Source organism: uncultured Brevundimonas sp. (assembly GCF_937863155.1).
GTDB lineage: Bacteria > Pseudomonadota > Alphaproteobacteria > Caulobacterales > Caulobacteraceae > Brevundimonas.
Genome location: NZ_CALMFB010000072.1, coordinates 14,136 through 38,005, shown reverse-complemented (window position 1 = coordinate 38,005; position 23,870 = coordinate 14,136). Strand labels below are relative to the sequence as shown.

Here is a 23,870-nt window from a genome sequence, read left to right as displayed (position 1 = left end):
ATCTGGAGGTCACGGCGCCGGGGCCGTTCCGCCTGCTGAACCCGCTGGCGCTCTAAACGCGTTCGAACGCCGGCAGCATGTCGGCGGGGATGCGGTGCGGGCGCATGGTGGTCGCATCGACCAGAACCCATTCGGTCACGCCCTGGGCGCACAGGCGGCCTTCGCCGTCTTCGATGCGGACATAGCGGGTGAAGCGCGGGCCGTGCGGATCGCCGACCCAGGTGCGGGCCTTCACACCTTGCGCGTCCGGCGGCAGGGCGCGGAAATAGTCGATCTCGTGCCGTGTCCCGACCCAGGACCATTTCGCCCGCGTCTCGGCGTCGAACCGGGCGTTCCAGTGCGCCGTGCCGACGTCCTGAAGCCAGCCGACATAGACGACGTTGTTGACGTGGCCGTTGGCGTCGATGTGTTCGGGCAGAACCTGAAGCGGCAGCTCGAACACCTCGCGGTCGGCGCGCGGCTCCAGCTGGGGGCGGGCCATCAGGCCTCGCCCATCGGCACGCCCTTTTCGGCCATCAGGGTCTGAAGCTCGCCGGTGCCGAACATCTCGCGCACGATGTCCGAGCCGCCCACGAACTCGCCCTTCACATACAGCTGGGGGATGGTGGGCCAGTCGGTGAAGGCCTTGATGCCTTCGCGCAGGGCTTCGTCCTGAAGCACGTCCACGCCGACGAAGGGCGCGCCGACGTGATCCAGGATCTGGACCGCCAGCGAGGAGAAGCCGCAGCGCGGCGAATCCGGCGTGCCCTTCATGAACAGCACGACGGCGTTGTCGGCCACGGTCTGGGCGATGAAGGCGTGGACGGGGTCGGCGTCGGTGTCGGTCACGGGGAACGTCCTTGCTGGAACAGGCCCGTCAGCTAGGCGCCCATCGGGGCCGGGTCAAGGCAAGCGCGACAATGGGTCAGGCGGCGTGGGCGCTGACGCGGGCCATTTCGATCTGGGCCGCCAGGCCGGGGGGCATGTCGCGCTCGGTCACATGGGCCAGCACGGCGAGGCGGTCGGCATGGTCCACGCTGACCAGGACGCTGGAAATGGACGGCTCGGTCAGCGCATAGGCCAGACAGATGCTCTCGGCGTCCCAGCTGTGGGTCTGGTGCAGGAAAGCGAAGGTGCCCGCGCCGGCCAGGGGCGTCTCCTTGGGCCGCTTGGCGCCGCCGAAGCCGAACAGGCCTTTCTTCGGCGCGTCGCTGCTTGCGGCCTTGCGGGCGGTGGTCAGGGTGTCGGGGAAATAGCCATAGGCGAAGACGGCCATGTCCATGTCCCGCGCCGTGCGGATGCGGTTGCGCACCGGCCAGCCGGAGTTGACATGGAACGGCGTGGACAGGACATCGAAAGCCCCGGTCGAGACATAGACGTCCATCACTTCGCCATCGCCGGCCACGCCCAGCAGCCGGACCCGCCCGGTGGAGCGCAGGGCCTTGAGCGCGTTCAGCGACGCCTGGGGCAGCTCATGTTCCTGGGGCTCTTCCAGCAGCACGGTGTCGATCCAGCCCAGGCCCGAGACATGCAGGGCGCGATCGATGGCGCCGGTCATGCCCTCGGCCGAGAAGTCGCGCTCATGCCCCCGGCGGCCGTCGCCGCGACCCAGGGCCAGGCTGACGCAGACCAGCTTGCGGTCGATGTGCGACAGGGCCTGGCCGACCACCTCGGCCAGGATGGGGTCGGCGGTTTCCAGCCGATAGGCGTTGATGCCCGATTCCAGAGCCGAATAGATCAGCTCCTTGGCCTGGTCCGGGCCGCGCGACAGGGCGTCGAACCCCAGCGACAGGGTCAGGTTCGAGATGGCGGCCCCGGAGCGGCCGAAGGGGCGGTAACGCATGGCTCAGCCTCCTGTCGGGGCAGAGGTTTCGAGGGCCAGGGCATGCAGTTCGCCGCCCATCTGGCCCTTCAGCGCGGCATAGACCATCTGGTGCTGGCGCACGCGCGGCACGCCGGCGAAGGCGGTCGAGACGATGCGGGCGCGGTAATGGTCGCCGTCGCCCGCCAGATCGACGATCTCGATCTCGGCGTCGGGAAAAGCCTGGACCAGATGGTCGCGCAGCGTTTCGGCAGACATGGGCATGGGGCGCGTCTCGACTGAATCGCGCGCAGCTTGGGCCGTAAACCTTAATGTCAGCCTATTGGTCGGGCGACGTCGAACAATGATCCGGCGCGCTCGATCCGCGTGGCGCCGTCCGACGTGGTCACCGCATAGGTGAAGCCGGGCTGAAGCGCGAAGCCCCCGGCGCGGCCCCGGCGGTCCAGGGCCAGCAGGGCGACCTGATGGTCCGCCACCCGATCGCCGCGCAGACGGGCCAGGCGTTCGATCACCCGGCGGCAGGCGGCGTTGGGGTCCAGGCCCGCGCGCATGGCCTCGACCACCGCATGGGATCCGGCGACGCGGACGATGTCTTCGCCCACGCCGGTGCCGGTGGCGGCGCCGACCTCGTCGTCGACATAGAGGCCGGCCCCGACGATGGGGCTGTCGCCGATGCGGCCGCGCATCTTGAAGGCCATGCCCGAGGTGGTGCAGGCCCCGGCCATGTGGCCGTCGGCCCCCATGCCCAGAACGCCGATGGTGTCGTGATCCAGCGGGCCGCCCGGCGTCCGGTTGCGCCAGTCGTCATTCTCGCTGTTGGCGCGCGGGGCGTAGCGGGATTGCGTCAGCCAGTCGCGCCAGGCGCGTTCCGCTGCGGGCGTCAGCAGCGACTGGGTGGGAAAGCCCTGCTCGACCGCGAAAGCGCGCGCACCGGCGCCGGCCAGCATGACATGCGGGGTCCGCTCCATCACCCGGCGAGCCACCGAGACGGCGTGGACCACGTCTTCCAGCGCCAGGACGGCGCCGATGTCGCCCCGATGGTTCATGACCACGGCGTCCAGGGTGACCCGGCCTTCGCGGTCCGGCATGCCGCCCAGGCCGACGGAACTGTTGGTCGTGTCCGCTTCGGCCACGCGGGCCGCCGCCTCGACCATGTCCAGGGCCGATCCTCCCTGGCGATAGACGGCCAGACCGGCGGCGTTGGCGGCCGCGCCGAAATCCCAGGTCGAGACCAGGACGGCGGGAGCGGCGTCCTGGGCGCGGGCCGTCGTGGCGGCCAGGCCGGCGGCGCTCAGGGCCAGGGCGCCTCTGCGCGACAGGTCGGTCATGGTCACATCAGTCCCAGTTGCTTGAAGCTGGACACTCCGTCGCGGGCGACGATCAGATGGTCGTGGACCTGGACGTTCAGGGCCTTGCCCGCCTCGATCACCTGGCGGGTCATGTCGATGTCGGCGCGGCTGGGCGTCGGGTCGCCGGACGGATGATTGTGGACCAGGATGATCGCGCTGGACGACAGCTCCAGCGCGCGTCGCACCACTTCGCGCGGATAGACGGGGGCGTGGTCGACCGTGCCGCGGTTCTGGATCTCGTCCAGGATCAGCTGGTTCTTCTTGTCCAGATACAGCACGCGGAACTGCTCGCGCGGCTCGTGCTGAAGGGCGATGCGCACATAGGCGACCAGGGCCGTCCAGGACGAGATGACCGGGCGTTTGGCGGCCGGTTCGCGGGCCACCCGCTGGGCCACGGCGAAGATCAGCTGCAGGTCCAGCGCCACCGCGCGCGAGGTCTTGCCCCGCGCATAGCCCATGGATTGCGCCACCTGATCCTCGACCGCCTCATGGGTCGCCGCGCCGATGCCCTCCAGACTGCCGAACCGGGCCAGCAGGTCCTTGGCCAGGGGCTTGGTGTCCTTGTAGGGGATCGAGCGGAACAGCAGCAGTTCCAGCAGCTCATAGTCGGGCAGGGCCTCGATCCCGCCCTTGGCCGCGCGTTCGCGCAGCCGCTCGCGGTGGCCCGAATGGCGGGGTTTGGCTTTCGCGGGCGGATCGGCGGCGTCGGTCACGGCGTGACGGTAACCGCTGGCGCGGCCCGATCAAGCGCCCATCAGTTCGGGCGGAACAGGCCGGCGGGGCTGGCGGTGAAGATCTCGACGCCGTCTTCGGTGACGCCGACCGTATGTTCGCACTGGGCCGACAGGGACTTGTCGCGGGTCACGGCGGTCCAGCCGTCGGACAGCACCTTCACCGGCGGCTTGCCCAGGTTCACCATCGGCTCGATGGTGAAGAACATACCGGGCTTCAGCACCGCGCCTTCGCCTCGGCGGCCGTAGTGCAGGACGTTGGGGCTGTCGTGGAACACCCGGCCGATGCCGTGGCCGCAGAAGTCGCGCACCACGCTCATGCGATTGGCCTCGACGTATTTCTGGATCGCATAGCCGATGTCGCCGAAGGTGTTTCCCGGCTTCACCTGCTCCAGCCCCAGACGCAGGGATTCATAGGTGACGTCCACCAGCTTCTTCGCCCGCGGATTGATGTCGCCGACCGAATACATGCGGCTGGAATCGCCGTGCCAGCCATCGACGATGACGGTGTGGTCGATGTTGACGATGTCGCCGTCCTTCAGCACCCGGTCGCCCGGAATGCCGTGACAGACGACATGGTTGATCGAGGTGCAGATGGTCTTGGTGTAGCCCTTGTAGCCTAGGCAGGCGGGCAGGCCGCCGTTGTCCAGGGTGAACTCGCGCACCAGATCGTCCAGTTCGCCGGTGGTGACGCCGGGCACGACATGGGCGGCGATCATGTCCAGGGCCTCGGCCACCAGACGGCCGGCCTTGCGCATGCCCTCGAAGCCTTCCGGCCCGTGGACGCGGATTTCGGCCGAGCGAGTGAAGCTGTCGGTGTCGATGTCCTGGGTTTCGTACATGGTCGGGTCTCGGGATCGAATGACGACTTATAGCATAACAGGCGAGGGCGGGCGCAGCGGTCCGCCCTCTGGTCTTCGTCAGGCCTTGGCGTAGCCCTTGCCGCCGTTGGACGGGCGGCGACGGGGGCGGCGCTTCATTTCGCCGACCGGCTTCGGCTCGCTGCGGGCCTCATTGGCGCGCGGGTCGTTGTTGACCGTGCGCGGGCGCTCGCCGGACATGGGGTCATAGGCGCGGACGGGCGGCGCGGCGCGGGCCGCGTCGCCGCGATTGCCCTTGCGCTGGCGGTGCGGCTGGCCGCCGCCTTCGGGGCGGACGCCGTCACGGTGCGGATTGCGGCCCCGGCGCGGCTGGTTCTGGCGCTCGCCGCCTTCACGCTCGGGCAGGGTGGCCTTCTTGCCGACGCCCGAGGCCATGATCGAGGCGTCCAGGGCCTGAAGCGCGCGGTCGTTGCGACGGTCGATGGCCGGGATCTTCTGGCGGGTGACCTTCTCGATGTCCTTGAGCAGCTTCATCTCGTCGCCGGCGACGAAGCTGATGGCGGTGCCGTCGGCGCCCGCGCGGGCCGTGCGGCCGATGCGGTGCACATAGGCTTCGGGCACATAGGGCAGCTCGAAATTCACGACGTGGGTCACGCCGTCCACGTCGATGCCGCGCGCGGCGATGTCGGTGGCGACCAGCACCCGCAGCTTGCCCTTCTTGAAGGCCTCCAGGGTGCGCTCACGCTGGGGCTGGGACTTGTTGCCGTGGATGGCCCCGGCCTCGACGCCGCCCGCCTCCAGATAGGCGGCCACCTTGTCGGCGCCATGCTTGGTCTTGGTGAAGACCAGGCAGCGGGTATAGCCCGGATCAGAGAACAGCTCGGTCAGCAGGGCGCGCTTGCGGCCCTGTTCGATGTGGACGACCGACTGTTTGATGCGCTCGACCGTGGTGGCCTGGGGCGTGACCTGGACCTTGACCGGGTCCTTCAGCAGTTCGCCCGCCAGCTTGCCGATCTCGCTGGGCATGGTGGCCGAGAAGAACAGGTTCTGGCGACGGGCGGGGATGCGGCTGACGATCTGGCGGATCGGCTTGATGAAGCCCAGGTCCAGCATCTGGTCCGCTTCGTCCAGCACGAAGATTTCGGTCGAGGACAGGTCCAGGGTCTTCTGCTGGATGTGGTCCAGCAGGCGGCCGGGCGCGGCCACCAGGATGTCCAGGCCCTGTTGCAGGGCGCGTTCCTGGGCGCCGTATTTCACGCCGCCGAAGATGACCGCGACGCGGAAGCCCAGGTGCTTGCCATAGGCCTTGAAGCTCTCGCCGATCTGGGTGGCCAGTTCGCGCGTGGGGCTCAGCACCAGGCAGCGGGTCGTGCGCGGCTGGGGGGCGATGCGGTTGGCGGCCAGGCGATGCAGGATCGGCAGGGCGAAGGCCGCCGTCTTGCCGGTGCCGGTCTGGGCGATGCCCAGCAAATCCTTGCCGGTCATCACCTGGGGGATGGCCTGCTGCTGGATGGGGGTGGGGGTTTCGTAACCCTCGGCCTTGAGGGCCTGAAGCAGGGCCGGATTCAGGCCCATGGAGTCAAAGGTGATCTTGCTCACGTCGTATCTTTCGAATGCGGCGACGTGCGCGGCCGGGCTTCGCCGGGATGACGCGCGTATCGCCGGCCCCAGAGGCTGGGGCGGGAAACGGGCGTCGCCCCGCGTGATGCGGCGACGGATGATCTAAAAAAGAGCCGGGCGCTTCGACAGACAGGTCCGAAATCGGACCCTCACGCGCTGGAGCACGCCGGTCATCGCGTGGTGCGATGCAGCATCAGATGGGCCTGGAATAAGGCGGCGTCAAGGCGGGGGCCGGTCGGACTCGCCGCCGGCCCCGGGATTTCAGCGGTTCAGCAGGGCGAAGACCTGGTCCCAGGCGCCGCTGCTTTCGGCATGGCGCAGCGGCTTGACCCGCTCGACCAGGATTTCGCCGCGCGGCGCATCGCCGGCCTCGATCAGGCCCATCACCTCGGCGACATAGTCCGCCAGGGGCATATAGGCCGGGTTGTCGGCGTGGCCCGGCATCAGGTCGGTGGCCACGCCGGGCGGGGCGATCTCCAGCACTTCGACCGCCGTGTCGCGCAACTGATCGCGCAGGGCGATGGTCCAGCTGTGCAGCGCCGCCTTGGTGGCGTTGTAGGTCGGGGTGGCCGTCAGCGGAATGAAGGCCAGACCGGACGTCACGGTCATGACCGTGGCCGATGGCTGGGCCCGCAGGTGGGGCAGGAGGGCCGTGGTCAGGCGGATCGGCCCCAGCAGATTGGTGGTGATCATGGCCTCGGCCGTGGCCAGATCGATCGGATCGGCGGTCAGGTCTTCGGTCTTCATGATCCCGGCGTTGTGGATGACGCCGTTCAGGGCAGGGTGGTCGCGCACGACAGTCCGGGCGAAGGCGGCGATGGCCGCCGGATCGTCCATGTCCAGCGTCGCCCAGGCCATGCCGGGGTTGGCGTCGGCGACCTGTTTCAGCGGCGCCTCGCGCCGGCCGGTGATGATGACCCGCGCGCCGCGCGCATGGAAGGCTTCGGCCAGGCCGCGCCCAATGCCCGTGCCGCCGCCGGTGATCAGAAGGGTGGAGTTGGCGATGTCCATCAGGGTTTCTCCTTGCGGTTCGGGGACAGGCCGCTAGATAAAACCGACACTCTCCATTCGTAAGTAGGCACCAGAAACCGCCATACTTACCTGACAGGAAGAAATGGTCATGACGGCGCTTCCGCCCGCAAAAATCGCCCATCCCGAGACGGGCCAGACGGCCGATCCGCGTGTCGAGGCCCTGGTCAATGAGGTGATCGGCCGGGTGGCGGACAAATGGACCATGCTGGTGCTGGAGGTCTTGGCCGAACACGGCGAACTGCGCTTCACCCGCATCGGCGAACAGGTGGGCGGCATCAGCCAGAAGATGCTGACCCAGACCCTGCGGGCCATGGAGCGGGACGGACTGGTGGTGCGCACGGTCCATCCGGTCATTCCGCCGCGCGTCGAATATCGCCTGACCGATCTGGGCGGGTCGCTGGCCGAGGCCTTCTGCGGCGTCTGGACCTGGGCCGAGGCGCACATCGACCGGATCGAGGCGGCGCGCGCAGCCTTCGACGCGCGCTAGATCAGACCTACCGCCATATTGACCGCCAGGGCCACGATCACGGTGTTGAACAGAAACGCCATCAGCCCGTGCAGGGTGGCCAGGCGGCGCAGGGGCCGGGACGCGATCTGAACGTCGGCGGTCTGGGCCGCCACGCCGATGACCAGGGCGAAATGCAGGAAGTCCCAGTCGTCGGGCGCATCCTCGCCCGGAAAGATCAGGCCGCGCCGATCACCCCCGTCCGGCCCCGGCGCATAATAGCCGTGGGCGTAGTGCAGGGCGAAGATGACGTGGGTGAACAGCCACGACAGGGCGATGGTCGCCATCGCGGCGCCGGCGGTCCACGCCCAGGCCTGCGAACCTGCCGCGCGTTCCGCCGCCAGGGCGACCACGACGACCAGGCTGGCCGCCGCCGCCATGAGGCCCAGCGGTAGAACCCAGCCGCCCGCCTGATCCATCTCGGCCGCGCGCTGGCGGATGTCGTCGATGGAGCGGCCCCAGGCGCGGGCCAGGGTCAGGCCCAGGAACACCAACACCCCCGAATCCCAGGCCGCCGCGGCGCGCAAGGGCCAGGACCAGTCACCCGGCACGGCGACGCCCGCCAGAACCCCCGCCGCCGCCCCGCCCAGCGCGGCGCCGTGCAGTCGGAGCAGGCGGGTTAGGCGGTCCGACGCCTCAGCCATCGGCCGCGACCTTTTCGGTGATGAAATGGCGGCCCTGGCGATCTTCGATCTCGACCACCCACAGGTCGGGGTCATAGCCGCGCTGGCGCTGGATATAGGCGTCCAGTTCGCTTTCGAACTCGCTCTTCACCGGTTGGATCCACAGGCGTTCGCCATCGGGACCGAAGGCCTCGGTGTAAAGGCGGGCGGTGCGGTTGGCGGTGTCATAGGCCTTGACCAGCACGGTTCCGGCGCGGGCGTCGCCGCGCTTGACCACCACGGCGGACGCGCCCTCGATCTCGGCCCGGCGGATCAGGGCGGCGACCCAGACGTCTGAGGAAAGAAGCAATTCGCTAACCCTGATCGGAAACCGGACCGGAACCCGCGGGGGGCTAGGGTCACGGCATGAGGATAGGCCGAAACGCCCGCAACGCCAGCCTGATCGCCGCCGTGATTGCGGCGGTGGCCACGTCTGGCGCGCCGGCGGCGGCCCAGGCCGGGCCGGCCCAGACCTTCTATGAACGCAGCTTCGTTCTGGCCGCCGATGCCCGGTGCGGCCTGTTCGCGGGGCCGGTGCGGGCGGCGCTGGATGCGGCGGCGTGGCAGGCGCGTGGTGCGGCCCTGCGCGGCGGGGCGGCCGAGCCGGATCTGGCGGCGCGCGCGGCGCGGGCGCGGGTGCGGGCCTCGGCCACGGCCTGCGACGACGCCGATCTGGCGGTGGTCCGGGCGCGGGTCGAGCAGGCGTTCTCGGGCTGGTCGCGACTGGCCCGCATGACCTTCGAGGCCGGACGCGCGGGCTGGCGGGCCGACCGCTACGCCTTCACCCGGCCGGGATGGCGGCTGATGCAGGCCGGGCGCACCGGCGCCTCGCCCGTGCGGTTCGGCTATGTCGGTCAGGCGAATGACGAGCGGCTGACGGCGGTGGTGTCTTTCGTCGGCGCGCCCCGGCCCTATGCGGCGCGGGTGGTGATGCGCGATGCGCGCCTTAGCGCCCGCCCCTGGCCCGGCGCCCTGCCGTCCGAGGGGCAGCGCATGACCATCTGGTCGTCGGGCGTCGCGCCCGCCGTGACGGGCCTGACCGAGGCGAACGGGCCGGGCGACGCCTGGACCTTTCCGGCCGAACTGGGCGCCGCCCTGGCGCGGCTGGACCCGCGCGAGCCGTTCGTGATCGAGTTTATGTTCCGCGACGACAGCGTGGCGCGGGCGCGTTACGAGGCGGGCGATTTCGCCGCCGGTCGCGCCTTTTTGGCCATGGGGCCGGTCTGACGCCGGTCAGTCGGCGGTCAGGGGAATGATCTGGGCGCCGTCGGGCGGCGGGGCGGGGCGGGTCATCTCGACCACCGGCAGGCGGATGGTGACGGCCGTGCCTTCGCCCAGGGTGGAGTCCACCGTCATGCGCCCGCCGTGCAGTTCCGCCAGCGCCCGCACCAGCGACAGGCCCAGGCCCGTGCCCTGTGACTTCTGATCCGCCCCGCCGGCCTGTTCGAACGGGCGGCCCAGACGGCCCAGATCCTGGGGCGCGATGCCGACGCCGGTGTCGGACACCACCACCTCCAGATACGGCCCCACCGCATCGGCGGCCAGGGTCGCGGAGCCGCCGGCCGGGGTGAATTTGACGGCGTTCGACAGCAGGTTCAGCGCGATCTGCTTCAGCGCCCGGCGGTCGGCGGTGACGGTCAGAGGCTCGGCCGGCAGGACGGCGGCCAGATCGACGCCGCGATCCGCCGCCTGGGGCCGGACCAGGGCGACGGCGGCCGACAGCACGTCGCGAGCGTCGAACCGCTCCAGCGACAGTTCGTAGCGTTCGGCCTCGATCTTGGCGACGTCCAGCACGTCGTTGATCAGGTCCAGCAGATGGCCGCCCGCCTCGTGGATCGAGTGGGCGTAGTCGGCGTATTTCGGCGGCAGGGGGCCGAACAGCCCCTGCTGCATCATGTCGGAAAAGCCCAGCACGGCGTTCAGCGGGGTGCGCAGTTCGTGGCTCATATTGGCCAGAAAGCGGGTCTTGCCGTCGCTGTGGGCCTGGGCCTCGGCGCGGGCGGTCTCCAGCCCGACTTCGTGGGCGTATTGAACCGTGTCGTCGAAGACCAGGGCCGCGATCCGCCGCGCGCCCGAACTGTCGATCAGGGGCCGCAGCACCATGACCACCCGCCGGTCCAGCGACAGGCGCGGGGCGAAACGCACCTGGGCCGCCTGTCCCGCCAGGGCCTTGTCCAGGGCCGACAGGACGGCCGGGCGGTCGGGCGCGTGGATGGCGGCCACCAGCCCCTGATCGAACAGGGGATCGACCGGCAGGGCGGGCGGGGCCGCGCCATAGGCCGCCACGACGCGGCCCGAAGGCTCCAGCACCAGGGTCAGGGCCGGCAGGGCCGCCAGCAGGGTTTCGGTGCGTGCGGCGGCGGCCTCGGCGGCGTCCAGCCGGCTCAGGCGTTCGCTCTGCGAAAGATGCAGCGCCCAGGCCAGGGCGATCAGGACCACAAGCCCGATGACCGCCGCCGCCGCCGGCGCGCTGGTTCCCGCGCCGGCCAGCCAGATCGAGGCCAGGCCGGTCACGACCGCCACGCCCGCACCCACGGCGCCGAAGATCAGAAAGGGCCGCCGCTCCAGCGCCACCCCCGCCGCCAGGGGGGCAAGCACGGTCGCGCCCAGCGCCCCGGTCAGGCCGCCGGTCAGGCCTGCCGCTCCCGTGGCGGCCAGAACCCAGACGATCAGCACAAGGCCGCGCGGCCCATCGCCGTCGCGCCAGCGCAGGGCCAGGCCCGCAAGGCCTGGCAGCGCCAGAACCACCAGCGCCGCCAGATCGGTGGCCGCCAGGTCGGCCGCCGGCAGGAACCTCCCCGCCAGGACCAGCACCGCCATGGCCGCCGCCCAGGCGCCATGCCAGACGGCCAGGGCCGGGCGACCGCCCGACGTGACCTTGGCGGCGGTGGGAGGGGCAGGGTTCAAAAGGCTGAGGTCCAGACGTTGAGGAGGCCGCGCCAGCCTAGCCTTCGCCGCGAGTCGCCTAAAGACGGATCGCCCGACAGGCGAGGATGGCCTGGGTCCGAACCCCGTTCACCTGGGGATGACCGCGACGATTGTCCTTAACGGCGCCAGGCCCTATCTGGCGCGGCATGAGCATCCCCCCGCCGCCCGAAGACACCCTGGCCGAACTGGTCGAGGAATTCGACCTCTTGGGCGACTGGGAGGGGCGGATCGAATATGTCATCGACCTGGGCAAGGGGCTGGCGCCGCTGGACGATGCGGATCGCGTCGAGGCCAACAAGGTGCCCGGCTGTGCGGCCCAGGTGTGGCTGGCGTCGGACGCGCGCGACGGGCGGCTGTGGTTCCGGGCCGATTCCGACAGCGCCCTGTCCAAGGGCAACGTCGCCCTGCTGCTGAAACTGTATTCCGGCCGGACGGCGGATCAGATCCTGGGCTTCGACGCGCGGGCGGCGCTGGACCGGCTGGGCCTGCCCCAGGCCCTGACCCGCCAGCGGGCCAATGGGCTGAACAGCATGGTCGGCCGCATCCGCGAGGCGGCGCTGGTGGCGGCGTGAGGCGTCACCCGATCCGGTAATGACGCGCCAGGGCGTCCAGCCCGTCGCGCAGCAGGGCCTTGCCTTCGCGGCGGCGCAGACCCAGGCCGTCCTCGGCCAGGCGCAGCGACGAGCCGCGCACGCAAATCCGCTCCAGCATCGCCCGCAGATGGGGGTCGACAGAGGCAAGGGCCGCCTGCACCCGGCGCGCCGCCGACAGGGCGCGGTCGGTCGGCTCGACCCGCGCCGAGGTTCCGGCGCCCGAGCGGGGCAGGGCGTCCCAGCGCATGGTCAGGGAGGGGCCGGCCAGAGCGGTTTCGGCCTCCAGGCGCAGGCGCTCGCCGGCCGCCGCCTGCATCGCGCTCAGGAAGGGGCGGCCCTGGGCGTCGCGACGCCGGGCCAGCCAGGCGATGGGGCTTTCACCCAGATTGGCGCGCCGGACGGTGGCGCGGCCCTCGGCGTCCATCACCGTGCGCTGGCCCTCGATGCGGCCGGGCCGGGCGGCGAGATCGGGGGACGCGGACGGTTGCAGGCGGCGGCGCCAGCCGCCGCCCGGACGCACCGCCAGGCCCGGATCGGCGACCAGGGCGGCGAAGGCGGCTTCGTCCACGATCAGCACCACCCGCGAACGCCGGTCCGGCCCCAGGCGCAGGGCGTAGCCGCCGTCCGCCGCCTCCAGCCAGGCGCCGGGCCGGGCCATCAGGGCGCGGGCGCGGTCGACCGGCGCGCTCAACGCGGCAGCTCGCAGCGCGGCGCGTCGAACAGGCCGGCGATCAGGGCCTCCAACCGGTCCAGCAGGGAATCCAGCTCCGGCCGGTCGCGTTCGTCCTCGACCCAGCGGCAGGCATGGCCGGCGGTGGCGCGGTTGACGCCGAAGACATGGCCGACCCGTTCCAGCGGCCAGCCGAAGGCGATGTGGCTGAGATACATGGCCACCCAGCGGGCGCGGCAGTCCAGGGGGTTCAGCCGCCCCGGCTCGGACAGGCGGCGGGCCGAGCGGCCGGTGGTGGTGGCGACCAGATGAATGGCCAGGCCCGCCTTGGACCGGTCGGTCTCGATGACGGGCACACGATAGGGTTCGGACATGCGTGAAAACTCTCCCCTGATTGTTCGTTGGTCGCGCAGCATGCCGGATGCGGCGACTATGATAGGAGAATATTCCTAATCAACGTCAGGTTCGGTCGTGTCGCCCGTGGCGGCGGGCGCAAAAGCCGTTCCGATGCGGCGCGTGGACTGGGGCGAGCGAAAAAAGTGAGTCTGGTTGACTCGGGACTCTCGACGCCGATTCGCAAATCAGCCTACGATTCGCCTCAATGGGGTGGCGTTAACACTTCTTAAGGCTTCGGCCCGTTAACGTCGGAACAAGGTTACCCGTTTGCTCGCAACCGGGTCATAAAGCCAAGCTTCGCCTGGAGGGGCATGAATGCGCGTTCTGCTGATTGAAGACGATCACGCCACGGCGCAGAGCATCGAGCTGATGCTGAAGTCGGAAGGCTTCAACGTCTACACGACCGACCTGGGTGAAGAAGGCATCGATCTGGGCAAGATCTATGACTACGACCTGATCCTGCTGGACCTGAACCTGCCGGACATGAACGGTCTGGAAGTGCTGCGCCAGCTGCGCGTGGGCAAGATCAACACCCCGGTGATGATCCTGTCGGGGACGCACGAGATCGAAACCAAGGTGAAGACCTTCGGCGGCGGCGCCGACGACTATATGACCAAGCCGTTCCATAAGGACGAGCTTATCGCCCGCGTCCACGCCGTGGTGCGTCGGTCCAAGGGCCACGCCCAGGCCATCATCCACACCGGCGAGATCGCGGTGAACCTGGACGCCAAGACGGTCGAGGTGAACGGCCACCGCGTGCATCTGACCGGCAAGGAATATCAGATGCTGGAGCTGCTTTCCCTGCGCAAGGGCACGACCCTGACCAAGGAAATGTTCCTGAACCACCTGTACGGCGGCATGGACGAGCCGGAGCTGAAGATCATCGACGTCTTCATCTGCAAGCTGCGCAAGAAGCTGGCCACGGCGGCCGGCGGCAAACACTATATCGAAACCGTCTGGGGCCGCGGCTATGTGCTGCGCGACCCGGCCGAGGGCGCCCAGACCGTCGCCGCCTGATCGCGACAGGCCCCAAAGATCGTGGAACGCCCGCCGGACGCCCGGCGGGCGTTTCGCATTTCCGACCTGCCGGACCCCGAACATCTTTCGGCGACGAAGACGGAGGTTTAAGGGTGGGACGCTCTCGGCTATGACAAGCTGTAACCGTTTACAGACGAGCCTCGTTCTTCATGCCTAATTCCGCCGCGATCCCTCAGTCCGACCCGATGGCCCAGATGGCTTTCGACCCTATGTCGGCGGGGTTCATCGATGATCTGATCGCGGCCATGACGCTGGAGGAAAAGGCCGGCCAGCTGACGGTCATGCCGGCCGCCCTGGCCCCCGCGCCGGCGACGGCGGCGAACCCGGAAGCCGTGCCCGGCTCGATCGAGGAACAGGCCCAGGCGGTGCGCGAGGGGCGGATCGGCGCCCTGTTCAACGGCGACAGCGCCGCCTGGCACCGCGAGATGCAGCGGGTGGCGGTCGAGGAATCGCGCCTGAAGATTCCGCTGTTGTTCGGGGCCGACGTGATCCATGGCTTCCGCACCATCTTCCCGACGCCCCAGGCCGAGGCGGCGGCGTTCGATCCCGATCTGGCGGAACGCACGGCGCGGGCAGCGGCGATCGAGGCCACGGCTACCGGCATTGCGTGGAATTTCGCGCCCATGGTCGACATCGCGCGCGACGCCCGCTGGGGCCGCGGCGTCGAGGGCGCGGGCGAGGACGTCTATCTGGCGTGCCTGCTGGCGACCGCGCGGGTGCGGGGGTTCCAGGGCGACCGGGGCCTGTCGGACGCCCAGGCGATGCTGGCCACGCCCAAGCACCTGGCGGCCTATGGCGCGGCGGCGGCGGGGCTGGACTACAACTCGGTCGACATTTCCGAACGGACCCTGCGCGAAGTCTATTTCCCGCCGTTCCAGGCGGCGTTCCAGGCCGGCGCCCTGTCGACCATGGCGGCGTTCAATGATCTGGGCGGGGTGCCGTGCCACGCCAACCCCTGGCTGACCAAGTCGGTGCTGCAGGGCGAATGGGGCTTCGACGGCTTCGTGGTGTCGGATTTCACCGGCGACATGGAGTTGATCGCCCACGGCTTCGCCGAAGATGAACGCGACGCCGCGCGGCTGGCGTTCAACGGCGGGGTGGACATGAGCATGTCCAGCGGCTTCTACGCCGAACATCTGCCCGATCTGGTGCGGTCCGGCGCGGTGGATGAGGCCGAGGTCGACGCCTCGGTGCGCCGGGTGCTGCGTATGAAACAGGCGCTTGGCCTGTTCGACGATCCCTTCAACCGCATGGCGCCCGACGCGGCCGAGACGACGGACCAGCCGGCGCACCGTGACCTGGCGCGCGAGGCGGCGCGGCGTTCGATCGTCATGCTGGAGAACCGCAACGACCTGCTGCCGCTGGCCAAGGCGGGACAGAAGATCGCCCTGATCGGGCCGTTCGTCGGCGGGCCGGAGCATCTGAACGGTCCGTGGGTGCTGTTCGGCCATCCGAACTATGCCGTCAGCATCGAAGACGGCCTGCGCGCCGCCATGGACGATCCGTCGTTGCTGATGACGGTCAAGGGCTGCGAGGCGGAAGGCGAGATCGCCGGCGGCGTCCAGGCGGCGGTTGCTGCAGCCGCAGCCGCCGATGTGGTGGTCATGGTGGTCGGCGAGGGCGAACGCATGTCGGGCGAGGCCCAGTCGCGCGTCGATATCGGCCTGCCCGCCCCGCAGCGCGCGCTGGTCGAGGCGGTGGTCGCGGTCGGAAAGCCGGTGGTGCTGATCCTGAAATCGGGGCGCGCCCTGGTGCTGGACGGGGCGGCGAAGTCGGCCGACGCCATTCTGTGCGCCTGGTTCCTGGGGGTCGAGACGGGCCATGCGGTGGCGGACGTGCTGTTCGGCGACCACGCGCCGTCGGGCCGCCTGCCGGTCAGCTTTCCGCGTCACACGGGCCAGTCGCCGTTCCATTACGACCGCAAGGTCACGGGGCGGCCGCCGCTGACCCTGGTTCATGGCGAAGAGTTCAAGGCGCGCTATCGCGAGACGCTGAACACCGCCGCCTGGCCGTTCGGCCACGGGCTGACCTATGGCCGGATCGACTATGCCGGGCTGGACGTCGGCGACGGCCGGCTGGCCTGGGACGGATCGCTGACCGTGTCGGCCGAGGTGGCCAACACCGGCGCGCGGGCGGCCGAAGAGGTGGTTCAGCTGTATATCCATGACCGTGTGGCGTCGATCACCCGGCCGATCCGGCAGCTGAAGGGGTTCCAGCGGGTCGCCCTGAACCCCGGCGAGCGGAAACGGGTCGCCTTCACGCTGACGCGCGACGATCTGACGTTCGTCGGGCCGGAGATGGACTGGATCGCCGAACCGGGCCGGTTCACGGTCTGGATCGCGCCCTCGGCCGAGACGGGGCTGGAAGGGACGTTCGAGCTGCTGGCCGGTTAGGCGGGCTTTAGGGCGCCGACGACGGCGTCGAACATCGGCGTCGGCTGGCTTGATGCGTCGAACAGCAGCGGGCTGTCCTTGCCGTCGTCGCGGGCATCGCGCCGCAGCCAGCTGTCGGTGTCGCGCACACCCCAGACGGTGAAGGCGTAACGCTGGGCCGCCGGCAGATCCATGAAGGCCTGGGTCAGTTCGGCGACGCGGGCGGTCTGCTGGTCGCGGCGCTGGCGGGGCGAACGGGGGTCGAAGGCGCCGTCGCGACGCAGCGAGGCGTCCAGTTCCGACACATGGATCGGCAGGTCGAAACGGGCGGCTTCACGGATGAAGGCGGCGGTCTGGCCTGCTGGAATCTCGATATCCAGATGCGACTGGGTTCCGATGCCGCCGATCGGCGCCCCGGCCTTCAAAAGACGCTCCAGCAGGCGCAGGAAGGTGGCGCCTTTCACCGGATTGTTCTCCAGATTGTAGTCGTTCAGGAACAGAACGGCGTCCGGGTCGGCGGCACTGGCCTGTTCGAAGGCGCGGATCATGTAGCCGTCCTGGCCCAGGGCCTGGCTGTACAGGCAGTCGCGCAGGCCGTCGCCGTCTTCGGCCACCGGCTCGTTGACCACGTCCCAGCCCACGGCCTGGCCGCGATAGCGGGCGGCGACATCGGTGATGTAGCGGTCGTATTCGCGGGCGAAGCGGTCGCCGCTCAGGGCTTTGAACCACGGGTGGTCCTGAGCGTACCAGATCAGGGTGGTGGCGTGCATCCGCAGGCCGTGGTCGCGGGCGAAGACGGCGATGCGGTCGGGCGCATCCCAGCGGCGGCGGCCGTCGTCCTGAAGGATGTATTCCATCTTCATCTCCCACTCGGGCGTGAGTTGGGAGAAGTGACGGGTGGCCAGGGCCAGCCATTGCGGGTCGTCGAACTGGCCCGTCATGGCGCAGGTTCCGACTGGAAACGGCGCCAGGGATTTCAGCGGAGGGACGGTTCGGGGCGTGGCTTGGGCATTTGCGTCACGCTCGCAGCCGGCCAGCGCCAGGGTCGAGGCCAGGAAGGCGCGGCGGTCGATCACCGGGCTCAGGACGCCCGGCGGCGCAGGCCCAGTTCGTCGAAGGCGGCGGTTTCGCGCCGGCCGGCGGCGATCAGGGCGTTCAGCCGGGTGGTTTCGGCGACATGCTCGAACTTCTTCAGCTCCTCGAAGGCGCCGGTCAGGGCGTCGCGCGCGCCCTCTTCTTCGATGTCCAGGCCGTGCAGATCAGCCTCGGCGGCGCCCTTGCGAGCCTTCCAGCCGTTCAGATAGGCCTGAAGCAGCAGGCCGGATTCGGCGTCGTGACGGGCGCGTTCGCGCTCTACCTCGGCTTCGGCGTCCAGAACGGCCAGGCGCATTTCGGCCGACGCCCGACGCGCGGTGATCTCGGCCAGGCGCTTTTGCAGCGTCTCGACCTCATAGTTGGAGATGCGGATCAGCGATTGGGCCCAGGCGGTCATCGCGTCACTCCTTGATCATGCCGGTGTTTAGAATGTCTTCCAGCCGGTTAAAGGAATCCGAAAGCGGCGTCGCATCGTCGGGCGATTGGGTCAGAAACCCCTCCAGCGACGGATTCAGGGCGATGGCGCGGTCGACGATGGGGTCGGCGCCGGTGCGATAGGCGCCGATGCGGATCAGCTCTTCCATGTTGGAATAGGCGCTGAGGCACTGGCGCGCGCGGCGGTTCAGTTCGCGCTCGGGCGGAGTCTGGCAGGCGGGCATGGTGCGGCTGACCGACTTCAGCACGTCGATGGCGGGGAAGCGGCCGCGCTCGGCGATCTTGCGGTCCATGACGATATGGCCGTCCAGAATACCGCGCACCGCGTCGGCGATGGGTTCGTCATGGTCGCCGCCGTCCACCAGGACGGTGAACAGGGCGGTGATCGGCCCGGCGGTCGTGCCGTCCGGCCGCATAGGACCGGGGCCGGCGCGCTCCAAGAGCTTGGGCAGTTCGGTGAAGACGGTGGGGGTGTAACCCTTGGTCGTCGGCGGTTCGCCCGCCGCCAGGCCGATCTCGCGCTGGGCCATGGCGAAGCGGGTGACGGAGTCCATCAGGCACAGCACCTCCAGATCCTGATCGCGCAGGAACTCGGCGCAGGCCATGGTCATATAGGCCGCCTGGCGCCGCTTCAGGGCCGGTTCGTCGCTGGTGGCGACCACGACGATGGCGCGGCGCAGGCCCTCTTCGCCCAGGGTCTCTTCGATGAACTCGCGCACCTCGCGGCCGCGTTCGCCGATCAGGCCGACCACGACAGCGTCGCAGGTCGCCTGACGCGCCAGCATCGACAGCAGCACCGACTTGCCGACGCCCGAGCCGGCGAAGATGCCCAGACGCTGGCCCCGGCAGGTGGTGGTGAAGACGTCCATGGCCCGCACGCCCAGGTCCAGCCGCTCGCCCACCCGGCCGCGCGAATGGGCCGGAGGCGGGGGCGCGCGCAGGGGATAGGGGACGGGACCGGTCGGCAGCGGCCCCTTGCCGTCGATGGGATTGCCGAAGGCGTCGATGATGCGGCCCAGCCAGGCGGTGGTCGGGCGCACGGTGGCGGCCACGTCGATGATGCGGATGTCGGCGCCGGGGGTGACCCCCTCGACCGGGCCGAACGGCATCAGCAGGGCCTTGGCGTCGCGAAAGCCGACGACCTCGGCCGGAAGGGCGGGCAGGCCGCGCCGGGCGATCTCGGCTCGGGCGCCGACGGCCAGACGCGACAGGCCGCCGCGGGATTCGATCAGCAGGCCGCTGACGCCCGCCACGCGGCCGGTGACGACCAGAGGGTCGATCGCTTCGACGGCGGCGGCGAGATTGCGCAAACGGATGACCCCGGAACAGGCGTTAACCTTTGGGCCGTCATGGTTAACCGGGGGTGAAGATCGGGCCTCAGGCGGGCGGCTGGATCGGCTCGGGTGCGGCGGCCTCGGCGGCGGGCGTCTCGGGCCGGGTGGTCAGGATGGCCCCGGCCGAGGCGGCCACGATGGCGCCGATGGCCAGCCACTGCTGGCCGCTGAGCAGTTCGTGCAGGAAGAAGACCCCCGCGACCGCGCCGATGGCCGGTTCGGCGCTGAGCAGAACGCCGAAGGTGCGCTTGGGCATGCCGCGCATGGCGATCATGTCCAGCGAATAGGGCACGGCGCTGGAAGCGATAGCCACGACCACGGCGACGACCAGGATCGACGGGTGGATCAGCTTCAGCCCCGCCTCGGCGGCGCCGAAAGGCAGGATGACCAGGGCGGCCACGGTCATGCCCAGGGCCACCGACGGGCCGGCGGGGATGTGGCCCAGCCGCTTGCCGAAGACGATGTACAGCGCCCAGCAGACGGCGGCGATCAGGGCGAAGCCGACGCCCACGGGGTCCAGGCTGCTGGCCCCGTTGATCGGCAGCAGCAGGACCAGGCCCAGCGCCGCCAGGCCGATGCAGGCGAAATGGACCGGCCGCCGCGCATGGATCAGCGCCAGGGCCAGGGGCCCGGTGAACTCGATGGCCAGGGCCAGGCCCAGGGGGATGGTCTTCAGCGACAGATAGAAGGTCAGGTTCAGCAGGCCCATGGCCGCGCCAAAGGCGACCAGCCGGCCCAGGTCGCCCGGCCCCAGGCGAATGCGCCACGGCCGGAACAGGGCCGTCAGGATGATGGCCGCCAGACCGACGCGCAGGGCGGCGGTCCCCTGGGCCCCGACCAGGGGGAACAGCTGTTTGGCGAAGGAGGTGCCGAAACACAGCGAGATCATCGCCGCGAACAGGGCGACATAGGGCACGATCGGCGCCCAGCGGGTGCGGAAGGCGGCGGTGTTCACGGGCAGGGCGGTCATGGCCCAAGGCTAGCGAAAAGCGGCTTGCGCTTCTGGGCGATTCAGGCGTCAATGCGCCTGTTTTCGTCATGAAGAGGCGCTTAATGACGGATTTCGTCGATTTGGATGATTTCGATCATCGCATCCTGGCGCGGGTCCGGCGCAACAATCTGGAGCCGGCGCGCATGACCGCCGAGGCGGTCGGCCTGTCGGAATCGGCGGTGCTGCGGCGCCTGAGGCGTCTGCGGGCCGAAGGGGTGATCCGGGGCGATGTGGCCATCGTGGATCCGGCGCGGGTCGAGCCGCGCATCGTGCTGCATGTGCAGGTCGAGATGATGAACCAGGAACGACCGGCGATGGAGGCGTTCAAGCGCGCCCTGGCCGCCAGCCCGGAGGTTCAGGGCGCCTGGGACGTGACGGGCGAAACGGATTTCCTGGTCACCGTCGCCGTGCGCTCGATGGCCGAATACGAGGCCTTCTGTCTGCGCGAACTGACGACCGAGGCCAAGGTGCGCGGGTTCCAGAGCATGATCGTGATCCGCGAGGTCGTCGGCTTTGACCCGTCGCGGGCGGTTCTGAAGCGATAGGCGCGCAGGTTCACGCCGCCGTGGGCTTGCGCGAAGGCGGGGCGGCCCCTCATTTACGGAGGCCGAAACGCCAACAGAGACCCGCCATGACCGACGCCGCCTATGATCCTTCGCGCCACCAGAAGTCGGGGCGCGGCAAGGTGTACGCCTCGATCCTGGACACCATCGGCGATACGCCGCTGGTCGAACTGTCGCGGCTGTCGGAACAGATGAACGCCAAGGCGCGGGTTCTGGCCAAGCTGGAGTTCTTCAACCCGCTGGCCTCGGTCAAGGACCGGATCGGGGTGGCCATGATCGAGGCGCTGGAACAGGCCGGCAAGATCGGGCCGGGCAGCGTGCTGATCGAACCGACCAGCGGAAACACCGGCATCGCCCTGGCCTTTGTGGCGGCGGCCAAGGGGTATCGGCTGATCCTGGTCATGCCGGAAAGCATGTCGATCGAACGGCGCAAGATGCTGAAGCTGCTGGGCGCCGAGCTGGAGCTGACGCCGGCCGAGAAAGGCATGAAAGGCGCCATCGCCCGCGCGCAGGAGCTGCTGGAGGCCACGCCCGGCGCGGTCAGCCCGGCCCAGTTCGATAATCCCGCCAACCCGGCCATCCACCGGGTCACCACGGCCGAGGAAATCTGGAACGACACCGACGGCGCCGTGGACATGGTGATCGCGGGCGTGGGCACCGGCGGCACGGTGACCGGCGTCGGGCAGGTGCTGAAGGCGCGCAAGCCCGGCGTGCGGATGATCGCGGTCGAACCGGCCGACAGCCCGGTTCTGTCCGGCGGAGAGCCGGGGCCGCACAAGATCCAGGGCATCGGAGCGGGCTTCACGCCCTCGGTTCTGGACACCGGCCTGATCGACGGGGTGGAGACGGTGACCAATGACGACGCCTTCGCCATGGCGCGCCAGGCGGCCAGGGTCGAAGGTCTGCCGGTCGGCATCAGCTCCGGCGCGGCCCTGGTGGCGGCCTATCGCCAGGCGGCGCGGGACGAGAATGCGGGCAAAACCATCGTGGTCGTGATCCCCAGCTTCGCCGAGCGCTATCTGTCGACGGCCCTGTTCGAGGGGCTGTAACGCCGATACCCGCGGTTAACCGCGCCGCACTAAGGTTCGGACCATGAGCGATGCGGTCCCGGCCCTGGCGGACGGCGCCCCGGAGGGGGCGTTCAAGGCGCGCCACGCGCTGTTGAAGCGCCTGGCCGATGTCGTCAGCCTGCCCGCCAGCCGGATCAACGCCTTCGAGCGGGCGGTGACCGGCGACCTGCTGGTCGAGATGCTGAGACTGGCGGCGCCGGAGGAACGGCGGCGGGTGGCGGCGCGACTGGCGCCGCTGGCGGAATTGCCCAACAGTCTGGCGCGCCTGCTGCTGCGGGATGAACCGATGATCGCGGGCCTGTTGATCGAACAGTGCGCGTCCCTGACCGACGCCGATCTGATCGCCTGCGCGCGCGACACGGGCACCGAGCATCGGTTCCTGATGGCCAGCCGGCGCGGCCTGACCGAGGTGGTGACGGAGACCTTGATCGGCTTTGGCGAGCCGGGCGTGATCGAGGCGGTGCTGCGCAATCCGACCGCGCGCCTTTCGCAGGCGGCGGTGGAGATGGCGGTGGCCGCCAGCCGCAGCCGACCCGAACTGAACGGCGCGTTGCTGAAACGGCCCGAGCTGAGGCCATCGGGCGCCTATGTGATGTTCTGGTGGTGCGATGGCGAAGACCGCCGCACCATTCTGCAACGGTTCGCCGTGTCGCGCGAAGTGATGCAGGAAGTGGCCGATGGGGTCTTTCCCATGGCTGCGGCCGAAAACTGGCAGGACCCGGTGTCGCGCAAGGCGCTGCAGTTTATCGAGCGGCGCCAGCGCAATCGCGCCGCCATCGAGAAAAGCCCCTTCGCCAGCCTGGAGGATGCGGTCCAGTCGGCGGGCCAGCAGGGACTGAGCCGCGAGACGGCGGCCGAGATCGCCTATCTGGCGGGGATCAAGCCGCTGACCGGGGCCAAGATCATGGGCGATCCGGGCGGAGAGCCGACCGCGATCCTGTGCAAGGCGACGGGGCTGGGCAAGGACGACCTGCGGGCGCTGTGGCGGTCCATGCGCCGACCCGAGACCACGGCCGAGGGCGCGCCCGACGAAACCTGGACACGGGTGCAGACGACATTCGACATGCTGGCGGTCGACCGAGCGCAGACGGTGCTGCGATACTGGAACTGGTCCCTGTCGTCGGCGATGACGCCGGCCCTGATCCGCGCCATACGCATGGGCGAAGAGGATGCGATCGACGAATATTCGACGCCGGAACGCGCCGCGATGATGGCCCTGGCGCAAGACTTCGGTCGATAAGGGTATCTAATAATCAGAACCGGCATTTCTGAGTATCGATGCTTTGCGGGCGCGCCGAACTCTGTATTGCGTTTCGGATGGAACATCCCTAGGGAACGGTCATCACCTGATCGAGAAGATCAGAATTGGATGGCGAAAGGTCCGGTTCCAAGATGGAAGAAAAGCCCGAACTGCTGGAGATGACGGCGGACATCGTGTCGGCCTATGTCAGCAACAACACGGTCAATGCGGACTCCCTGCCGGGTCTGATCTCCAGCATCCACGCCATGCTGTCGCAGGTTTCGGGCGGCGCCGTGCAGCCCGAGCCGGAACCCCAGGAACCGGCCGTGCCGGTGCGCAAGTCGATCAGCGCCGATTACCTGATCTGCCTGGAAGACGGCCGCAAGTTCAAGTCGCTGAAGCGGCACCTGCGCACCAAATACGACATGAGCCCCGAGGAATACCGGGCCAAGTGGGGCCTGGCCAAAGACTATCCGATGGTCGCCCCCAACTACGCCAAGGCGCGCTCGGAACTGGCCAAGCAGATGGGCCTGGGCCAAGGCGGTCGCAAACCGGCCCGCACGACCCGCGCCAAGAAATAAGCTCGTCCATCTCGACGACCTGATGCGCCCGCTTCCGAAAGGA

27 protein-coding genes are annotated in these 23,870 nt (G+C 69.4%); 9 read left to right on the top strand and 18 right to left on the bottom strand.

The window, feature by feature from the left end; translation table 11 throughout:
- Window positions 1-52 precede the first annotated feature (52 nt).
- The 9 genes from Q0581_RS13640 to Q0581_RS13600 all read right to left on the bottom strand — a co-directional run bounded on the left by Q0581_RS13640 (window position 53) and on the right by Q0581_RS13600 (window position 7,333).
- Window positions 53-481, bottom strand: a complete 429-nt coding sequence (locus Q0581_RS13640; RefSeq protein ID WP_298701012.1) for an acyl-CoA thioesterase — start codon at window positions 479-481, stop codon at window positions 53-55.
- Window positions 481-828, bottom strand: a complete 348-nt coding sequence (grxD, locus tag Q0581_RS13635; RefSeq protein ID WP_298701011.1) for a Grx4 family monothiol glutaredoxin — start codon at window positions 826-828, stop codon at window positions 481-483. The genes Q0581_RS13640 and grxD overlap by 1 nt, the downstream gene beginning before the upstream one ends.
- A gap of 76 nt (window positions 829-904) precedes the next feature.
- Window positions 905-1,822, bottom strand: a complete 918-nt coding sequence (locus Q0581_RS13630; RefSeq protein WP_298701010.1) for an aldo/keto reductase — start codon at window positions 1,820-1,822, stop codon at window positions 905-907.
- Window positions 1,823-1,825: 3 nt separating this feature from the next.
- Entirely contained in the window at window positions 1,826-2,065 is a 240-nt protein-coding gene (locus Q0581_RS13625; protein ID WP_298701009.1) for a BolA family transcriptional regulator, read from the bottom strand.
- Between the two features lie 50 nt (window positions 2,066-2,115).
- Complete coding sequence (locus Q0581_RS13620; RefSeq protein WP_298701008.1) at window positions 2,116-3,129, bottom strand: N(4)-(beta-N-acetylglucosaminyl)-L-asparaginase; 1,014 nt, start codon at window positions 3,127-3,129, stop codon at window positions 2,116-2,118.
- Window positions 3,130-3,131: 2 nt separating this feature from the next.
- A complete protein-coding gene (radC, locus tag Q0581_RS13615) occupies window positions 3,132-3,863 on the bottom strand; it encodes a DNA repair protein RadC (protein WP_298701006.1) in 732 nt (243 codons plus the stop codon).
- 41 nt (window positions 3,864-3,904) lie between these two features.
- A complete protein-coding gene (gene map, locus Q0581_RS13610; RefSeq protein ID WP_298701005.1) occupies window positions 3,905-4,723 on the bottom strand; it encodes a type I methionyl aminopeptidase in 819 nt (272 codons plus the stop codon).
- Between the two features lie 78 nt (window positions 4,724-4,801).
- Window positions 4,802-6,277 carry a DEAD/DEAH box helicase gene (locus Q0581_RS13605; protein WP_298701013.1) on the bottom strand — a complete coding sequence of 492 codons (1,476 nt, stop codon included), beginning with the start codon at window positions 6,275-6,277 and terminating at the stop codon, window positions 4,802-4,804.
- A gap of 306 nt (window positions 6,278-6,583) precedes the next feature.
- The gene (locus Q0581_RS13600) at window positions 6,584-7,333 is read right to left on the bottom strand and encodes an SDR family NAD(P)-dependent oxidoreductase (protein ID WP_298701004.1); all 750 of its coding nucleotides are present in this window, start codon (window positions 7,331-7,333) and stop codon (window positions 6,584-6,586) included.
- A gap of 109 nt (window positions 7,334-7,442) precedes the next feature.
- Between Q0581_RS13600 and Q0581_RS13595 the strand changes: the two genes are divergently transcribed.
- Entirely contained in the window at window positions 7,443-7,841 is a 399-nt protein-coding gene (locus tag Q0581_RS13595) for a helix-turn-helix domain-containing protein (protein ID WP_298701003.1), read from the top strand.
- Here Q0581_RS13595 and Q0581_RS13590 read toward each other — a convergent pair.
- Together Q0581_RS13590 and Q0581_RS13585 are read right to left on the bottom strand one after the other, a co-directional pair.
- A complete protein-coding gene (locus tag Q0581_RS13590; protein ID WP_298701002.1) occupies window positions 7,838-8,503 on the bottom strand; it encodes a DUF1345 domain-containing protein in 666 nt (221 codons plus the stop codon). The two genes, Q0581_RS13595 and Q0581_RS13590, sit on opposite strands and share 4 nt — an antisense overlap.
- Window positions 8,496-8,831: a DUF1491 family protein gene (locus tag Q0581_RS13585; protein WP_292259614.1), complete on the bottom strand. Its 336-nt coding sequence runs from the start codon at window positions 8,829-8,831 to the stop codon at window positions 8,496-8,498. Before Q0581_RS13585 ends, Q0581_RS13590 begins: the two co-directional genes overlap by 8 nt.
- A gap of 56 nt (window positions 8,832-8,887) precedes the next feature.
- On the opposite strand from Q0581_RS13585, the gene Q0581_RS13580 reads away from it, so the two are divergent.
- Complete coding sequence (locus Q0581_RS13580) at window positions 8,888-9,748, top strand: hypothetical protein (protein ID WP_298701001.1); 861 nt, start codon at window positions 8,888-8,890, stop codon at window positions 9,746-9,748.
- A gap of 6 nt (window positions 9,749-9,754) precedes the next feature.
- Here the strand turns inward: Q0581_RS13580 and Q0581_RS13575 are convergent, their stop codons facing one another.
- On the bottom strand, window positions 9,755-11,428 hold the full coding sequence (locus tag Q0581_RS13575) for a HAMP domain-containing sensor histidine kinase (protein ID WP_298701000.1): 1,674 nt from the start codon (window positions 11,426-11,428) through the stop codon (window positions 9,755-9,757).
- Between the two features lie 167 nt (window positions 11,429-11,595).
- Between Q0581_RS13575 and Q0581_RS13570 the strand changes: the two genes are divergently transcribed.
- Complete coding sequence (locus Q0581_RS13570; protein WP_298700999.1) at window positions 11,596-12,021, top strand: SufE family protein; 426 nt, start codon at window positions 11,596-11,598, stop codon at window positions 12,019-12,021.
- A gap of 4 nt (window positions 12,022-12,025) precedes the next feature.
- Here Q0581_RS13570 and Q0581_RS13565 read toward each other — a convergent pair whose 3' ends face one another.
- Complete coding sequence (locus Q0581_RS13565; protein WP_298700998.1) at window positions 12,026-12,733, bottom strand: DUF6456 domain-containing protein; 708 nt, start codon at window positions 12,731-12,733, stop codon at window positions 12,026-12,028.
- On the bottom strand, window positions 12,730-13,086 hold the full coding sequence (locus Q0581_RS13560; protein ID WP_298700997.1) for a chromosomal replication initiator DnaA: 357 nt from the start codon (window positions 13,084-13,086) through the stop codon (window positions 12,730-12,732). Before Q0581_RS13560 ends, Q0581_RS13565 begins: the two co-directional genes overlap by 4 nt.
- Before the next feature lie 337 nt (window positions 13,087-13,423).
- Between Q0581_RS13560 and ctrA the strand changes: the two genes are divergently transcribed.
- Window positions 13,424-14,125, top strand: coding sequence for a response regulator transcription factor CtrA (ctrA, locus tag Q0581_RS13555; RefSeq protein WP_292259662.1), 702 nt, complete (start codon window positions 13,424-13,426; stop codon window positions 14,123-14,125).
- A gap of 170 nt (window positions 14,126-14,295) precedes the next feature.
- Window positions 14,296-16,539 (top strand): beta-glucosidase BglX, encoded by a 2,244-nt coding sequence (gene bglX, locus Q0581_RS13550; RefSeq protein ID WP_298700996.1) that lies wholly within the window; start codon window positions 14,296-14,298, stop codon window positions 16,537-16,539.
- Here bglX and Q0581_RS13545 read toward each other — a convergent pair.
- The 4 genes from Q0581_RS13545 to Q0581_RS13530 form a co-directional block, all read right to left on the bottom strand.
- On the bottom strand, window positions 16,536-17,594 hold the full coding sequence (locus Q0581_RS13545) for an endo-1,4-beta-xylanase (protein WP_298700995.1): 1,059 nt from the start codon (window positions 17,592-17,594) through the stop codon (window positions 16,536-16,538). The genes bglX and Q0581_RS13545 overlap by 4 nt on opposite strands.
- Before the next feature lie 5 nt (window positions 17,595-17,599).
- Window positions 17,600-18,010 (bottom strand): flagellar export protein FliJ, encoded by a 411-nt coding sequence (locus Q0581_RS13540; protein ID WP_298700994.1) that lies wholly within the window; start codon window positions 18,008-18,010, stop codon window positions 17,600-17,602.
- A gap of 4 nt (window positions 18,011-18,014) precedes the next feature.
- A complete protein-coding gene (fliI, locus tag Q0581_RS13535; protein WP_298700993.1) occupies window positions 18,015-19,358 on the bottom strand; it encodes a flagellar protein export ATPase FliI in 1,344 nt (447 codons plus the stop codon).
- A 67-nt stretch (window positions 19,359-19,425) separates the two neighbouring features.
- The gene (locus Q0581_RS13530; protein ID WP_298700992.1) at window positions 19,426-20,352 is read right to left on the bottom strand and encodes a DMT family transporter; all 927 of its coding nucleotides are present in this window, start codon (window positions 20,350-20,352) and stop codon (window positions 19,426-19,428) included.
- An 83-nt stretch (window positions 20,353-20,435) separates the two neighbouring features.
- On the opposite strand from Q0581_RS13530, the gene Q0581_RS13525 reads away from it, so the two are divergent.
- The 4 genes from Q0581_RS13525 (at window position 20,436) to Q0581_RS13510 (ending at window position 23,827) form a co-directional block, all read left to right on the top strand.
- Window positions 20,436-20,918: an Lrp/AsnC family transcriptional regulator gene (locus Q0581_RS13525; RefSeq protein WP_298700991.1), complete on the top strand. Its 483-nt coding sequence runs from the start codon at window positions 20,436-20,438 to the stop codon at window positions 20,916-20,918.
- An 86-nt stretch (window positions 20,919-21,004) separates the two neighbouring features.
- Window positions 21,005-21,985, top strand: a complete 981-nt coding sequence (gene cysK, locus Q0581_RS13520) for a cysteine synthase A (protein ID WP_298700990.1) — start codon at window positions 21,005-21,007, stop codon at window positions 21,983-21,985.
- Between the two features lie 43 nt (window positions 21,986-22,028).
- Entirely contained in the window at window positions 22,029-23,246 is a 1,218-nt protein-coding gene (locus Q0581_RS13515) for a DUF2336 domain-containing protein (RefSeq protein WP_298700989.1), read from the top strand.
- A gap of 152 nt (window positions 23,247-23,398) precedes the next feature.
- Window positions 23,399-23,827 (top strand): MucR family transcriptional regulator, encoded by a 429-nt coding sequence (locus Q0581_RS13510; protein ID WP_298700988.1) that lies wholly within the window; start codon window positions 23,399-23,401, stop codon window positions 23,825-23,827.
- Window positions 23,828-23,870 lie beyond the last annotated feature (43 nt).